Here is a 15,764-nt window from a genome sequence, read left to right as displayed (position 1 = left end):
CCTACGTTTTCCCGTGCAGTACTTCCATGAAATGAACCACGGATTAAATTTGCATCCTCAATAATCACTTTTTCAAGTTTCCCCTCCAGTACCAGCGTTGTGATTTTCAGCATAATTTCAAACATATCAAAACTTGATATTTCATCCATCGTGCAACTAATTGTGTCGTATTGGGAAAATCCACTTTTGTGTAAATCAGGATCAATGGCTATTATTTTCATGCAGTGATTATTAAGCCCCCTCAAAACAAACCCCTAAAAATTCCGCTGAAAATTGAAAGATTTGCTCTAAATAGGTAGTAAATTGATTAGTTGAGAGCAAAGCGGTGGACGACTTCAGATAAACCGCTTTGCCCGTTGTTGTAATATCCGCTTCTAAATCTGTTAAAAATCGTTTCTTAAAAAATTCGTGTACATCTCTGATACTTGTATCGGCATACCCACAATGATAAATAAAACCTTGCTGACACTCTGGATAGATAACGCCCCAAAGTAGCCTATTTTGCATGTGCGTTCTATTCCTTTTGACTGTTTCAATACTTACAATTACGTCCGTTATTTCTCCATCGCTATCAATAAAACTCTCTAAGGCTTTTTTAAATCTTACCTTTGAATTAAGGGTTAATGTTGCGTTTTGGTCAATGGTTGCGTAGTGTTCGTATTTCATTTTTCAATCGAGAATCTTAATAATATTTGAGCTTCTGGTTTAATTGCTTCTATTGTTTCGCCTGCAAAAGTTCCTCCTTTTTTCAAAACTTCTTCCAATTGCTTTTTGCCCTCAGTAATTGCTACTATTTCATTATCAAAAGATTGCCAATTTTCATTCACTGAAAAATCATAAACATTTTTAGTCATAGTTGAAAAACTGCCATCAAGTGTTTTTACAGTCTTATTTGCCATTACATACGCCAAAACCAAACAAGAACCATATTTATAGATTAGTTCTAAAAGTTCTTGATACCATCGCATGTGAGCCAAAATTTCAAGGCTTCCTTCCATATCACAATCGTTAATAAACTCCTTTCCAGTCAATGAGTTTTCGTTAATATTCAAAAGGGTTTTAACATAGTTAATCTTTTCCTCTTTTGAATACCCTTTGAAAGATTCTAATCCTTCAAAGGGTGATAGTGCTTGTTCTTGTGTCATGCCAATTATTTTTCAGAAACTATTTCAAGTAGAACTTCTTTATCCTTTTCGGTAATCGTATACTTTTTCTCAATCTCATTGAGGGTAAATACCTTACCACTTACGCCCACCGTCATTGCCTTAATAATGTTATTCCAAGTTTCGGAATTTTGAACTAAAATATCCTTTGGCTTTTGAACAAATGGCGGCGTCGGTGTAATTGCTACTGGTGGAGTGGTTTTGCGGTCTGGATTATCAATATCATCTTCATCCGTTGCGATGTGGAAGAACTTCAAAAGGAAATAGCGTTCCCCGTACGTCAAAGCACTCCCTAAACCTTTTTCCCAATCGTTTTGCCCATTAGCAAAAAATAAATTTTCGTCTCTTTCTCCTGTCTCACAATTAATCCAAGTAAACTTTAGATGCAAAGTTGTAAATATTTCAGCTTTGGGTTTTTGATATTCAATAGCTACATTTTTGCCATCTACATTTTCCCATTTTTTGCCCGTCACAAAATAATCTTGTCTTTGGTTTTCAATTTTAATAATTTCCTGCTTTAAGATTATTCCTAACTCATTCATTAACGGCTTAATGTGGCTTAAAACTTTATCCCCTGTTACATACTTGTATCCCCCTGGATTGCTGTTGGTCTTAGTGTCTTTATCTTTTCCAAGTCCATTAATTCTCTTTTGAATTTCAAGTAACTTTTGATACAAATTCAAAGGCTTAATTTCTGTATTTTCCATGATTATTAGTTTAGTTAATTGTTATTTCAAAATGGTAAATCTTGATCCTCTGCATCAAAACTTGGTAATTCAGCAACGGGATCCGCTTGTTTGGGCGATTGCGGTTGTTGTGTCTTTGGTGCAGCCGCCACACTTTCCAATACGTCTATACGCCATACTGAATTTTTACAGAAGTATCTATCTTGCCACGGGTTCGCCTCTGGATTGAATGATAATTTAACCTTTTCGCCAACGGTTAAACTATCAATTTTATCCCCGCCAAACACTGAAAATATGCCTTTTTTGATATGTGGAGCATCTCCATATTCAAGTAAAAATTCCATTGAACGCCATTCGTTACCGTTCGTTTTACTTACACCCGACTTTTCGGGTAATAACTCTGTTATTATTCCTGTTATTTCTGCCATTATATTTGTTTATTTGATTTATTTGAAAGGATTACATTCGGAAATTTGTCAGAAAATTAAGGGAGTGCCAAAGACACCCCCGAATTTAACACAACACAATTACCTAATATTTAACACAATTACTTTGTGGGGTCGTTAATCCCTATCATCATTTGGCGTTACCTTATAGGCTAACCAAAGCCCTAACACCATTAAAATAACTGTTGAAACTACTTGAACGTTAATTATAGTATCCATCTTTTGAGTAAATTCCTTTATACCGGTCTTCGTTCTTTTGATTTACCTTTTCTTGGTTAAAAAGAACGATTAACCAAGTAGTGATGATTGCGAAAATTAAGCCTAATAGTATCATGATTTTTAGCTGTTATAAAAGTTCGTGATATGAAATATTATGTTCTGGTATCGTATGAATTACACCCCCAACTCTATCCGTTGCCTTAAAATCTCTTAACTTCCCATCTTGCAAAACCTTTATTTTGTCAGGATAAAAAATTACTTTGTTCATTACTGTTTTCTGTTCCTCTCCCAAAACAAAAAAACTTGGTATCCTCTGCATGGTCATGCTAATTCAAGTTCAAGGTTATACACTTCGTTCTTTGCTTTTTCAAGTTGTTCTCTTTTGTTTTTCTCAGTCCAATCTTCCATCTTTAATTTCAGTATCAACGAAGCCTTTGAATTTTTCTCTAATTGAACCCGACACCGTAAGCAGTCGTCTTCCGTTAAGTCTTCATATACATTGATTGTCTTGAAAGCTTCCGCTTTCTTGTAATAAGCGAAATTGAATGTAACCCCTTGGATAATCGCCCTTGCAAACGACACTTCACTTTTATCCTCGACATTGTTTACTATAATATCAAGCTCTTCAATAGCTTTAATCACTATTGCCTGTGCCATAAATGCCAAGTTTTTAAGGCTTAACATGGTAATTTCTTTAGTTTCTGACATGATTTTTTTATTTTAAACTATTAATTTTTGATTAAATCAGCTTAGAGGAAATTTATAAGCGAGCATTACCCGCCCTAAATTATTTCACACTAAACCTTAACTTAACACTATGAAAAATAACCACTATACTATCTGATAAGGGTAAAATGAGATGATGTACCCATTTAACCCCGCTTGGTACTTATCCAAATCAACCATCTTGATAAGTCCGTTTGATTCCTTTTGGGCTTTAGACTGATAACCGATTGATTCAAGGGTTACCACGTTACGAGTAGTTACTTCCACCTCCCCATCCTGATTTTCTGCGAGCTTCCAGAATGTTATCACACCTTCTTTAATGCCTTTAATTAACTTAGAAGCCTGTCTCATTGCATCCTGCCAGAACGTGCGACCCTTTAAAATGTACTTTGAATATAATTGAGATGCTTTTTTAGAGATTTGCGAGATGATTGTTGAATTTTTCATTATCTTTATGGCCGTAAGACCGTTTAAATTTGTCGTTTAATTGATTCTTATTGTTAGCCGTGAGATTGTGAAGAATCCCACGGCTTTTTTTGTTATCTACGGAAGGAAATTCTTTCATCCTCCTGTCTGTACTCTTCTTCTTCCTCATTCTCCTCTTCACACATCCATTGCATTACTCTGCGTTGATTTTCCAATTGTACTTCTTGGAAATTTTTTCTTTGTGGAGCAACTACTGACTGGATTTTTTGGGCTTGTGTGATGTTGTTCATTTTCTTGTCGTTTAGTAATTGTGAGTATCTGATTGTTTGATGATGTAAATTTACGCAAATGTTTATAATAAAACAAACAAATGTTTATTTATTTTGGATATTTTTTTACAAATGTTTATTTTGATACCAATAAACACTTTTGCTTTGAAAGCATTTTTTGAAAGTTTACATTTACAATAGTTTAAAACTTAAAACTCTAAAAACATGAAAAGATTAATTAGGCTTATTGCGTTGGCTATTTTGTTGCAGTCTTGTGCTACAATGACACCTTTGAAAAATGATTACTCAAAAGTTCAAAATACATTCTATACCGACAAAACGAAAGATTACGTTTGGGGGAAGGTTATAGAGCTATTCAGTACAAACGGAATAGGAATTGGATTAATTGATAAGTCAAGCGGATTGATAGTATCAAGCAAAACTGACTTCCTAACAAAAACTACGACTGAAACAGAAACAGGGCAACTGACTGACAAAACGGCCTTTATTGTAAGAGAAAAGAAAGATTATGGAGGGGGAGATTTAAAGCCACGTGAAGTAAATGGCATCTGGAATGTTAGGCTTTTTGAAAAAGACGGCAAGACTGGCATAAATATCAATTTGACAAATATATACGCAGGCATAAATTCGGTTTCTATGGGTTCGCAAATCATAATTAATTATGATGCAAAAAGTACAGGGAATTTTGAGAAAATGATTGCTGATTCAATAGTATTTTAAACACAAAAAAGCCCTTTCAAATATGAAGGGCTTTTAATAAAACATATAAACCAATAATACAATGAATAGTATTCCTGAAAAACCCCAACAAGCACCGCCGCCATTGGTAACACCGCAACCAACACATCCGCCATTAAGGAATCCATCTACTCGTGATGACAAAGGATTAAGCAAGCCTGAAATACAACAAAAATAATAACGACTAATGACGTGCCAATCATAAGTGTATTTAATCCATTTTTGAAGCTATTCTTTCGGCTCACATAAGCTTCCTGATATAATGTAATGTCACAATTCAGTCCATACACTTTAATTCTTAGGTATTGTAATAAACTTTCTTCTTCCGAACTTAGAAAAATGTCGTCTTCAAGCATCATTGACGGCTTTGTTCCTATAAATGGAACTGTTCTTAATGCAAGGACTTCAAATAAGAAGTAGCAACTCAAAAAAATTACAACGCCCTCTATTAAAGAAAAGAATAGTAATTGACTCATTCTATTGTTTGATAATTCAACAATAATAAACCCGAAAATCGCAACAAATGAGGGGAATAATATTTGTAATAATGACATCGACTTACTGGTGACAAATAAATCTGAATCGTGATAACTTTTTAACAATTCGTTGGCATCTGTTTTTATTTCGACTAATACATCTTTTGATGCTTTATATATTAGTTCTTGATTTAATTCTTTGTCCATAACTTTTTCTTATTTATCACACTAAGTTATAAATAAAATCTATAACTTAAAAAAAAGCCCTGAAAATTAATTCAAGGCTTTTTTGTTATTTACTCTTTTTCTTCAAACTCCTTCATTTTCTCATTAAAAATATTAATAGCCGTATGCTTGTTAATTTTTGCATAGGCTTTCAGGGCCTCAACGGACGAATGCCCTGTATATCTACAAACGATGTGAGGCGGAATATTCAAATCATTCAAACAGTGATTAACAAAGGTTTTTCTTCCCGTGTGAAAAGTAATTATTTCAGCATCTGGATAGTCTATTTTATGTAGAGCGACTTTGATGTAATCATTTGCTTTTTGGTTGCTTATTTTTGGGATTGCTTCCAAACTGCTAAATTCGTCAAAAATCTCTTTTGCGAAACGGGTTAAGGGAGCGGAGTAAACCGAATTAACTTTCTGCCTCTGATTGGTAATCACTAATCCTAATTCTTTATCATCTTCAAGGTGTAAGGATTTCAAGTTTTTCATGTCAGCATAGCAAATCCCTGTGCAACAACTGAAAACATACATATCCACGGCTTTTTTTAGTTTGCCCTCATACGGGTATTCCCGTAACTTTTTCACCCAGTCCCACGTCAAATGCGTGAGATTCGTTTCTTGATTAATAATCAGTTCGGCATCACGGAGCGGATTCTCGGTAATATGCCCCTGCTGGACTGCCCATCGCAGAGCCTTACGAAATTTCAAGCCGTGCTTATTGGCATGATTGTTTCCGCACGATTTTGTTTTAATTAGCCACGTTTTAAATTGCGAAAACGCCTGAATGTTGAAACGCCTTGCTTCAAGTTTAGGATTTTTAGTTTCTACCAGCCACGCTTCTAAGTTGCCAATTTTACACTTCCAATCTTGCATTGTTCCGTGTTCGTAATCGCTTGTTGCTTCTGCCATATACATTTCTAAGAGTTTTAAAATTGGAGGGTTTAAACTTGACTTGCCGTTTACCAAGTCCCGAATTTTTGGAGCCGTTGGGTCTGGAGTGTGTTCAATAAAATAGATAATGTCGTTAGTGAGTTGAACCAGTCGGGCGTTCTGGTCTTGATTCTTAACCCGTTGCCGTTTAGTATCAAAATCCGATTGTGGAACAAAAACACCCGTACAGCACAATTCAACTTTTATGCCGTTCAATGTAAGGCGTGCGTAGATAGTCCCTTTGTCGGGGTCCCGTTGTGATTTTCGGAAATAATACAGGATTGTGTACGTGTTGCGTGCCATTTCATAGTTGAATCTTTCATACTTAATCATTGTGTGTGTTTAGAGGAACAAAAATGTTCTACATAAACTCAGATTAGTTTTGTGATTGTTATTATAGTGTAGAACTTATGCAAAATTAAAAAGAGCATAATTTATTCTAAACCAATATAGTAATTATGTAAATTAAAGCACTTATGTATATATTTCAATATTCTTCATATTAATACACCACTCATGGATAGGAATAATGAGAACAATACTTCGTGTACACAGCAAAATAAAAGTGTACACGAAGTTGTAAAAATGAAAATGCCGATTGTGGGCTTGTAAAGCAAGAAAATGCAGAGAAATGGGGTGGAAAATTAGTAATTGTGGGCGGTATAAGATTCGAACTTACGACCTCCGCCCTGTCAAGGCGGCGCTCTAAACCAACTGAGCTAACAGCCCTTTTTAATGGTTGCAAATATCAGTTTGAAAATTCAGATTTACAATTATTTAGTCCTTAATAATGTAAATATTTTTGGATGGAATTCTAATTAATACTAAAAAACCAATGGCAAAGATCACGGTTAAAAATAATAAACTCATGCGCATACTTCCTGTCAGTTGGTTTACTAATCCAAACATGAAAGTACCAATGACGGTTGAAAGGCGATCACAAACATCGTAAAAACTAAAATAAGAAGCCGTATCGTTCGTATTCTCAGGCAACATTTTAGCATACGTCGAGCGTGAAAGTGATTGAATTCCACCCATCACAAAACCTATTCCTGTAGCCAAAATGTAAAATTCGTTTCGAGTATAAACGTAATATCCCGCAATACAAATGACAATCCAAATTAACACAATGTAGGACAGAGACATTGTATTGCCCACTTTTTCGGATAGTTTAGAAAAAATATAAGCCCCAGGAATTGCAACCAATTGAATTAATAATATCGTAATAATCAATGAATCAGTTGGTAATTTTAATTCTTGCCCGCCAAACAAAGCTCCCAAATACATAACCGTTTGAGCACCCATATTATAAAAGAAAAATGCCAAAAGAAACTTTTTAGTAATTCTTAGGTTTTGTAATTCACCAAATACCTTTTTCAACTCTTTGAAACCATTAAAAATCCAACTTCCAGTTCTCCTTTGCGGCTTTTGGGTTTCGGGCAATAACGCAAATGGAATTTGAGCAAAAACTATCCACCAAATTCCTACGGTAAGAAAGGATATTCTGGAGGCTTCATCGCCCGAAATTCCACCGTACCAAGATGGTTTCAAGACCATCGTTAGGTTTTGAATTAGTAAAATTACGCTTCCTAAATATCCCATCGTAAATCCTCTGGCTGATAATGAATCGTATTTGTCTTCCGTGGCAATTTCGGGAATGTACGAATTATAAAAAACGATACTTCCGCCCCAACCAACGATTGAAAATAAGAAAGCAAAAGTGCCTAAATAGTAGTTTCCTTCCTTAAAAAAAAATAATGTCATGCAAGAAATCGCCCCTAAATAGCAATACAATTTCATGAAGACTTTTTTCTTCCCTGTATAATCAGAAATGGCGGAAACGAGTGGTACAGAAAAGGCTAATAGAAGAAATCCTAAAGAAACAGCATAGGAATAAATGACCGTATTTTCAATTTGAAACCCTAAAAAATCAAGTTTCGTGCTTTTTGAAGGCAACATGACCGCCGCAATCGGAAAATAGATTGGAAAAATTGCTGAAGTTATGGTTAATGAATGAACAGAATTTGCCCAATCATACATCGTCCAAGCAGTGAGTGTTTTAGGGTTATTTTTCATATACTCAAAATATTGTGATTTCTATTTTCTTTAATTTTTTGTGGCAATGATTCTAAAATACTGGTTTTTAACGAGTTTAGAATTCCTTTCTTGACAAAATTTTTGTGAGAAACTAAACTTATTTCTCGAACAGGTTCGGGAGATTTAAAATGACGTACTAATTTCTGTCTATCTTTATCAAAATCACTGGTGGCCAATTCTGGTAAAATCGTAATACCTTGATTGCGTTCTACCATTTTGCGGAGGGTTTCCAAACTTCCTGATTGATATTCAAATTGATTATTTCCAATAGATTTTCTTTTCAATTCGCATAAATTCTCAATTTGCGATCTTAAACAATGTCCTTCTTCCAAAAGCCATAATTCCTTTGGATTAATGTCTTCAGAAAGTGCGTATTTTTTCTTATAAATAGCATTATCACGAGAAACGTACAAAACTAATTCTTCGTAAAAAATTGGGTATTCTACAATATTTACTTGTTGCAATGGGGTAGCCAATAAGCCTAAATCTAATTCATCATTTTTCAGTCCTTCGATTATTTTATCAGTTGTTAATTCCTTGATTTTTAAATGAATATTAGGATTCTTTTGTAAATAATCTGTCAGAAATAAAGGTATCAAATAGGGTGCAAGGGTTGGAATAACTCCTAAACGAATCTCCCCCGATACGTCGTGCTTATTGGCATTAACAGTATCATTAATTTTGTAAAATTCCGAGATTGTAATTCTGGCTTGTTGAATAATTTCTAAGCCAATTTGTGTGGTAATAACGGGTTGTCGGCTTCGGTCAAAAATTTTAACGTCCAACTCTTCTTCCAACTTTTGAATTTGCATACTCAATGTGGGTTGAGTAACAAAACAACTATCAGCCGCTTGCACAAAATTTCGGTGTTTTTCAACTGCCAAAACGTATTCTAATTGCGTGATTGTCATGGGTTTGCAAGAATTTTATTGACTTTATTTAACCAAATATCCCTTCCCTCACAAGTCCAATGCGAATCAGATTTTAGATAATATTTGGAAGGATTTTTTCTAAATTCTGAAAAAGTATCAATGAAGGGCATTTCTACCCTTGAATCTGCCTGAATTTGCTCGATGAGATGGTTGTATTTTCCTAAATCTGGGGCGAGAATACTCACTTTATTGGGAATGATGGATAAATAAACTTCATCAAATCCAGCACGTAAATATTTCTTGTATGCCGCATTGATGTTTTGAACCAGCAAGGCTTTTTCTTTGTCCGTAAATGGATAAAATGCTGAATGTGAGTCAGTTGGTAAAGATTCTTCGGAAAAAAATACACTTTTTTTATCATTTGATAAAATTACTTTTTTCTCAACTCTATCAAAAAATGTGTTATTCAGCGTTGCTTTAATTTCTCGAAATATTAAAAAGAAATCATAGCTAAATAGTGATGATTCAAAGCGTTGTTCAATGCCGTCTTTTTCTGGAAAAATAAAGGCTACTGTTTGAATGATATTTTCCTTTAAAATTCTCTTCCAAGATTTTTTATCTTCCACTTTATCTTCATTTTTTTCCAACCTAAATTGATTAACTTCTTGTGAAAAATGATCTTTGAAAGTACGTTCAACAGTTTCTAAAATTAAAACATTTCTAAGGGTTCTATCTAATTGAATATCAGTTTGTTTACTCCAATGAATGTTGGTATAATTTAACGCATTAACATCGTTTTTATCAACTCTTTGGGCTTCAGTAAAACTATCGCCAATGACAAATAAATTAACTTTTGATTTAGCGGAAACACTTTTTGCGGGCGAGCAGGGCTGTAATTTTTCTTTAAATTGAGGCAAATAGGAGAGGTGATACAAATCACCATTCCGATAATCATCTGGAAAAAGCCTTGACGATTTATAAATCAAGGGCGAGTAGGCTTGTAGCCACAAATAAATGGCTAAAAATAGGACTGAATATTTAAGAATCTTTGAAAACATCGGGTTTCAGATTAAAACTGAAAATAGATAAATTGATTGGTATTGAAGACCCCGAAGAAATAAATTGTCAGGGCAAAAAGACCTATCAACGTATAAAATCTGGAAGTATTTTGGGTATTAATATTGAAAAACTTAAATTCTTTCCACAATAAGAATACAATCAAAATCAGTGAAAACCACATTTCGGTTGAATTTAACGGACTTTTGAAATCTTGCGAAATTGAAAATGTACTTATTTTTTTCAAAACTGTTAAAGCATCTTTTGTGCCTTTCGCCCGAAAGAAAACCCAAGCCAACATTACTAAAATGAATGTTGAAATTAGGTTAATTGTTTTGCCTAAAAGATTTTTTGGTAAGGTTAATTTCGGTAAATATTTATCTCTTAAAACGGCACAAATTAGGTAAAAACCGTGTAAAGAACCCCAAATTACGAATGTCCAAGCGGCACCGTGCCACAATCCACTAATCATAAAAACAAAGAATTGATTGAAATATCTTCGCCATTCCGAAACCCGATTTCCGCCCAATGGAATGTACAAATAGTCTCTAAACCAAGTGGATAGAGAAATATGCCAACGTCGCCAAAATTCTGAAATTGAAGTTGAAAAATAGGGCGTTCTGAAATTTTCCATTAAATCGTACCCCATCACTTTTGCCGAACCCAAGGCAATATCTGAGTATCCAGAAAAATCGCAATAAATCTGAAATGTATAGAAGAAAGTGGCAATTAAGAGCGTGAGACCAGTTTTTTCAGCGGGATTTTCGTAAGCATAATCCACCACCATTGATAATCTATCCGCAATTACCACCTTTTTGAATAATCCCCAAGCCATCATCATTAAGCCACTTTTCACTTTCTCAAAATCATATTGGTGCATTTGATGAAATTGCGGCAAAACATTTTGCGGTCGTTCGATTGGGCCAGCCACCAACTGCGGATAAAACATCACATAAAGGGCATAAATCCCGAAATGTTTTTCTGCTTTTTGATTGCCTCGATACACTTCAATCGTATAACTCATCGCTTGAAATGTATGAAATGAAAGACCAATGGGTAGAATATAATCAAATATGGGTAAGGGGTTTTTTACTTGAAAAATACCTAAAACATGACCGATATTTTCAAAAGAAAAATGGTAATATTTGAAGAAAGCTAATATGCCAACGTTTGATATAATACTAATAATTAGGAGCCATTTTCGCTGTTTCCCTTGCGTTTTTTCCAGATAAATTCCAGCGTAATAATCAATAATAATTGTAAAAAATAATATTAAAATATACTCAGGTTTGAAAATCATGTAGAAATAACAACTGGCAAACAATAATAAACGCCAACGACCAGCCCAACCCAAAGACCAGTAGCCCAAAGTAACAATAATAAAGAAAAAGAAAAAATGTATCGAGTTGAACAGCATATTAATGTATCTTGACTGACCAAGTTTCTATGCTACTTGGTGTGGTAATATTCATGATTATTTTTTTGTAAGAGTCTGAATACGAGATACTTGGTTTGTATGTTGATTCAACGGGTATTTGACCGATACCTTCTCCATTTTCATTAAAAAACTGATAAGTAGTGTAGCCATTATTAACAGAAAAATACTTCCCTGCAATGCCTAAGTTGTAGTAATTCAAAACTTTTCTACCATAATTTAATTCTTTAATGGTAAATATTTCTTGCTCATTTTTATTTAGCACGACAACTTCTTTCCCATCGGTACGCATTAAAACCCAATCAGCACTTCTTTCATCCATGACCATAGAGAATTTAACCTCATTATTTGGTCTGAATAATTGTCTTTTTTCAAGAATTTTACCATCTAAACTAATTTTATACAAATCTCCTTGCTCACTTATTATGCGAATGAGAACATTTTTATTCTCACCTTCTAATAAGGCAGGAGAAGTGAAATTACCGCTAATCGTAAGTGGAAAACCTTCGGCTATTTTTCCTTTCACATTCTGTAAATATATTTTGCCAGATTTCTCTAACATCACGGCATATTCATTGCCTTTTAAAATTATATTTGGCAGTGGTGTAAGTGTTTGACTGACCGTTGAACGCTTAAAAATAGGGGATACGATTAGGCTCTCTTTACTAAGTTTATAAGATTCGCCATTTTCTGACATCAGGGTGATATTTTTACCTCGGTCATTTTCATTTTCAAAGACATTGAAATTTTCTAAATTAAAACCCTTAAAGGGCTTACTTGTGATAACTTCAAATCCTTTTTGATTTCTCGTCAAAATGTAAATTTTTGTTTTGGTGGCAATAAGCAATTCTTGAGAAGCATTTTTTGAATAATTAACGCTTTTTATATCTCCAATGATTTCGCCATTTAATTGGTAACTCCAAATCTGTTTTCCTTTTTCGTATAAATGTGCTACTTGGTCAGCACTTTGAAGCAAAATCTGGGCATTTTTATTCAATGGATTTATTAAATACTTTGGTTTTGAGGAAGCTGTTATATTTATTGTCCCCAATTTAACCCATTTATTATTGGTCTTTTGAATCACTTTATTTACTTCAATATTCTTTAAAAGCACCAATCTCCCATCCGAGGCACTTAATTGTAAAATTTCGGCTTGTACCCCTAAAAGGGCATTTTTATATACATTAAGCTGTTCAGCCCATTTTGGATTCAGTACTTTTTGTAAACCTTTCAAGGCCTTGGAGTTCTCTATAATTAAGGTTAAATTGGCAGGCAAACAATGATTGGTAATTTTTTTACTTTTAGGAGAATTACTTAAAACATCTCCTTTACTAATATTAATCAAATAATCTTGCATCATTGCCAAACTACTCGCCAAAATTATATAGTCATTATATTCAGTAAAGTAGCATTCTTCAAAACCTGTATAAACCTCTCCTAAAAGCATCATTGGAAACTCTTTTATTCCCAATGAAGTTATCAAAAAACTTCCGTATTGTACACTATAAACATCATCTTCACTTTTGCTTGCCACATTTCGTGCAAAGACTTTTAAGGGATTTAAAAGTCCTTTTTGTTTAATTAGAAGGACTTTATTTTGAATTGACTGATCCAAATTGTCAAAACTGCAAAGCGTAACTTCGTCATTTATTTTAGCATAAATTTTATTAAATTCCACTTCAAATTTACTACTTACCTTTTTCCGCAACGAATTAATTTTTTGATGACCTTCTAAATTTTTTTCTAAATTTTTGATAAATTTTTCTTGATTTGAGAAAGACATAATCAAAGAATAGGAACAAGAATTTGGAATCATGTTCAAACTTTGAATGTGAGCAGGTTTCTGACCTTCAAATAAGTTGCTATTGACAGAAGTGCTAAGTGCCTCAATTACATTTGCATTGGGCTTCAACCACTCAAAACTTTGAGGAATAAAGGAGGAAAAATTTATGGCATTTTTATCCGAAATATCTTTTAAAAAACTGTTGATTGAATTTTGGTTAAAGTACGTTTGGGTAAAAATTGCACCCGAAGTAGCATTTATAGCATAGAGTTTAAGGGACTTTACCCAACTATTTTCAGAATGCAAAATAGACTCTTCCAATGCTAAACTTGATTGACTGAAAATTAGAAAATTATCTTGAATAATATAAGAAAAAAGCGACTCTGCATTTTCATCAATTACTTCCAAAACTTTAAAGCCTTTTGTGGTGTGGGGAATTAATCTTTTCCCCGTATTATTTTGTAAAAGTTTACTCAATTTTTCTACAAAGTCTTCATTTTCAGTCGTTAAGGGTAAATAATTGATAAAAGAAAAATTGTCTTTTCCTGCTGGTAGTAAGGCAAAATAAAGCGTTTTTTTGAAAATCAATAACTCGATTTCCTTTTGTGTAAGCCCAATTTTTTTTAAGACTTGATATTGAGAAGATGCTTTGGTGAGCAGAGGAATTCTTGGAATAACGACGTTTTTAACGGTAGAAATTTCATTTGTTTCCAATAAAACAAGCGTATTATCTGGAATAAAGTCGGTTATTTGGTTATTGAGTTGGCTTGTTTGATGATAATAAATGAAACCTCCAATTCCCAAAATGGCAAAGCCCAGTATAAGTAGTTTTTGTTTTATCATAAGGATAATCTTTATTTCACTTTATGTTATTAGAACAAAATTTACACAGAATATTATCTTTGATACACAGAAGTCGTCCTTCAATAGGACGACTTCCGTAAATTCAGGTATAAAAGATTTTATTGTAATTCGTTTTTTGCCGTAACCAATGCCGATCCAATCACTTGGTGCATATCATAATATTTATATTCAGCCAAACGACCTCCAAAAATTATACTTTCTTCTTGACGAGATAAATCACGGTACTTTTTGAATAATTCGGTGTTTTTATCGTCGTTTACGGGATAATATGCTTCCATTCCAGCCGACCATTCACAAGGATATTCTTTTGTTACGACCGTTTTAGGCTGTTTTCCAAATTCAAAATGCTTATGCTCAAGTATGCGAGTATAAGGAATATCTGCCTCCGTATAATTGACTACTGCATTACCTTGAAAATTTTCTTGATTCAAAATTTTATGTTCAAACTTCAAACTTCTGTATGCTAATTTCCCGAATTGATAGTTATAAAATTCATCAATATTACCTGTGAATACAGTTTTTTCGGCTAAACCCATCAATTCTTCTTTATTTTGAAAAAAATCAACATCGGTTCTCACTTCAATATCTTTTAATAATCCTTCCGTCAATTTATTATATCCTCCAATCGGAATTCCTTGATATTTATCGTTAAAGTAATTATTGTCGAAAGTAAATCTCAATGGTAAACGTTTGATAATAAAAGCGGGTAATTCCGTTGCTTTACGTCCCCACTGTTTTTCGGTATATCCCTTGATTAATTTTTCGTAAATATCAGTTCCAACCAATGAAATGGCTTGTTCCTCTAAATTTTGCGGGTCTTTAATCCCAGATGCTGCTACTTGTTCATCAATTTTAGCTTGCGCTTCTTCGGGCGTTTTTACTTTCCATAATTGATAAAAAGTATTCATGTTGAAAGGCAAATTAAATAATTCACCTTCATAATTAGCAATTGGGGAGTTTGTATAGCGGTTAAATTCTACGAATGAATTTACATAATCCCAAATGCCTTTATCATTGGTGTGAAAAATATGAGCCCCATATTTATGAACATTAATCCCTTCGATTTCTTCTGAAAAAATATTGCCACCCGTATGATTTCTACGATCAATAACCAGGCATTTTTTTCCTTTTTTTGTAGCTTCGTGGGCGAAAACTGACCCAAAAAGTCCAGCTCCCACAATTAAATAATCGTATTTTTTCATAATATAGGTTTTAGTTATTTGGCGTTAGGTTTTGGGGATTAGATAATTAGGTATTGGGTAATTAGGGATTAATTTTAAAGTATTTTTGATACAAAATGCAAATAATTTATTATTCTTTCTATTCT

The 15,764-nt window shown here is 33.6% G+C and carries 18 protein-coding genes and 1 tRNA gene; 1 reads left to right on the top strand and 18 read right to left on the bottom strand.

Annotation, left to right across the window (positions count from 1 at the left end; translation table 11 throughout):
* The 9 genes from AC1W31_RS08890 to AC1W31_RS08850 form a co-directional block, all read right to left on the bottom strand.
* Window positions 1-221: hypothetical protein (locus AC1W31_RS08890; protein ID WP_481734077.1), on the bottom strand; the 221-nt coding region annotated here is incomplete at its 3' end.
* Between the two features lie 10 nt (window positions 222-231).
* Entirely contained in the window at window positions 232-666 is a 435-nt protein-coding gene (locus tag AC1W31_RS08885) for a hypothetical protein (protein ID WP_481734076.1), read from the bottom strand.
* Window positions 663-1,145 carry a hypothetical protein gene (locus AC1W31_RS08880; RefSeq protein WP_481734075.1) on the bottom strand — a complete coding sequence of 161 codons (483 nt, stop codon included), beginning with the start codon at window positions 1,143-1,145 and terminating at the stop codon, window positions 663-665. The genes AC1W31_RS08885 and AC1W31_RS08880 overlap by 4 nt, the downstream gene beginning before the upstream one ends.
* Window positions 1,146-1,150: 5 nt before the next feature.
* On the bottom strand, window positions 1,151-1,870 hold the full coding sequence (locus AC1W31_RS08875; protein WP_481734074.1) for an ERF family protein: 720 nt from the start codon (window positions 1,868-1,870) through the stop codon (window positions 1,151-1,153).
* 26 nt (window positions 1,871-1,896) lie between these two features.
* The gene (locus AC1W31_RS08870) at window positions 1,897-2,277 is read right to left on the bottom strand and encodes a DUF3127 domain-containing protein (protein ID WP_481734073.1); all 381 of its coding nucleotides are present in this window, start codon (window positions 2,275-2,277) and stop codon (window positions 1,897-1,899) included.
* A 364-nt stretch (window positions 2,278-2,641) separates the two neighbouring features.
* Window positions 2,642-2,782, bottom strand: coding sequence for a hypothetical protein (locus tag AC1W31_RS08865; protein ID WP_481734072.1), 141 nt, complete (start codon window positions 2,780-2,782; stop codon window positions 2,642-2,644).
* Between the two features lie 53 nt (window positions 2,783-2,835).
* Entirely contained in the window at window positions 2,836-3,222 is a 387-nt protein-coding gene (locus tag AC1W31_RS08860; protein ID WP_481734071.1) for a hypothetical protein, read from the bottom strand.
* A 123-nt stretch (window positions 3,223-3,345) separates the two neighbouring features.
* Window positions 3,346-3,687 carry a hypothetical protein gene (locus AC1W31_RS08855; RefSeq protein ID WP_481734070.1) on the bottom strand — a complete coding sequence of 114 codons (342 nt, stop codon included), beginning with the start codon at window positions 3,685-3,687 and terminating at the stop codon, window positions 3,346-3,348.
* A gap of 92 nt (window positions 3,688-3,779) precedes the next feature.
* Entirely contained in the window at window positions 3,780-3,956 is a 177-nt protein-coding gene (locus AC1W31_RS08850) for a hypothetical protein (RefSeq protein ID WP_481734078.1), read from the bottom strand.
* Between the two features lie 204 nt (window positions 3,957-4,160).
* On the opposite strand from AC1W31_RS08850, the gene AC1W31_RS08845 reads away from it, so the two are divergent.
* Window positions 4,161-4,676, top strand: a complete 516-nt coding sequence (locus AC1W31_RS08845) for a hypothetical protein (protein WP_481734069.1) — start codon at window positions 4,161-4,163, stop codon at window positions 4,674-4,676.
* A 146-nt stretch (window positions 4,677-4,822) separates the two neighbouring features.
* Here AC1W31_RS08845 and AC1W31_RS08840 read toward each other — a convergent pair whose 3' ends face one another.
* The 9 genes from AC1W31_RS08840 to glf all read right to left on the bottom strand — a co-directional run bounded on the left by AC1W31_RS08840 (window position 4,823) and on the right by glf (window position 15,639).
* Entirely contained in the window at window positions 4,823-5,377 is a 555-nt protein-coding gene (locus tag AC1W31_RS08840; protein ID WP_481734068.1) for a hypothetical protein, read from the bottom strand.
* Window positions 5,378-5,466: 89 nt separating this feature from the next.
* Complete coding sequence (locus AC1W31_RS08835) at window positions 5,467-6,663, bottom strand: phage integrase SAM-like domain-containing protein (protein ID WP_481734067.1); 1,197 nt, start codon at window positions 6,661-6,663, stop codon at window positions 5,467-5,469.
* Between the two features lie 321 nt (window positions 6,664-6,984).
* A tRNA-Val gene (locus AC1W31_RS08830) sits at window positions 6,985-7,059 on the bottom strand.
* Window positions 7,060-7,107: 48 nt separating this feature from the next.
* On the bottom strand, window positions 7,108-8,406 hold the full coding sequence (locus tag AC1W31_RS08825) for an MFS transporter (RefSeq protein ID WP_481734066.1): 1,299 nt from the start codon (window positions 8,404-8,406) through the stop codon (window positions 7,108-7,110).
* Window positions 8,403-9,338, bottom strand: a complete 936-nt coding sequence (locus AC1W31_RS08820; protein ID WP_481734065.1) for a hydrogen peroxide-inducible genes activator — start codon at window positions 9,336-9,338, stop codon at window positions 8,403-8,405. Before AC1W31_RS08820 ends, AC1W31_RS08825 begins: the two co-directional genes overlap by 4 nt.
* A complete protein-coding gene (locus AC1W31_RS08815) occupies window positions 9,335-10,357 on the bottom strand; it encodes a hypothetical protein (RefSeq protein ID WP_481734064.1) in 1,023 nt (340 codons plus the stop codon). Before AC1W31_RS08815 ends, AC1W31_RS08820 begins: the two co-directional genes overlap by 4 nt.
* A gap of 11 nt (window positions 10,358-10,368) precedes the next feature.
* The gene (locus AC1W31_RS08810) at window positions 10,369-11,772 is read right to left on the bottom strand and encodes an MBOAT family O-acyltransferase (RefSeq protein ID WP_481734063.1); all 1,404 of its coding nucleotides are present in this window, start codon (window positions 11,770-11,772) and stop codon (window positions 10,369-10,371) included.
* Window position 11,773: 1 nt separating this feature from the next.
* Window positions 11,774-14,416 (bottom strand): hypothetical protein, encoded by a 2,643-nt coding sequence (locus tag AC1W31_RS08805; RefSeq protein ID WP_481734062.1) that lies wholly within the window; start codon window positions 14,414-14,416, stop codon window positions 11,774-11,776.
* 119 nt (window positions 14,417-14,535) lie between these two features.
* Window positions 14,536-15,639 (bottom strand): UDP-galactopyranose mutase, encoded by a 1,104-nt coding sequence (gene glf / locus AC1W31_RS08800; protein WP_481734061.1) that lies wholly within the window; start codon window positions 15,637-15,639, stop codon window positions 14,536-14,538.
* Window positions 15,640-15,764 lie beyond the last annotated feature (125 nt).

The organism is Arcicella sp., assembly GCF_964672035.1.
This window is presented reverse-complemented; position numbering and strand designations above follow the sequence as displayed.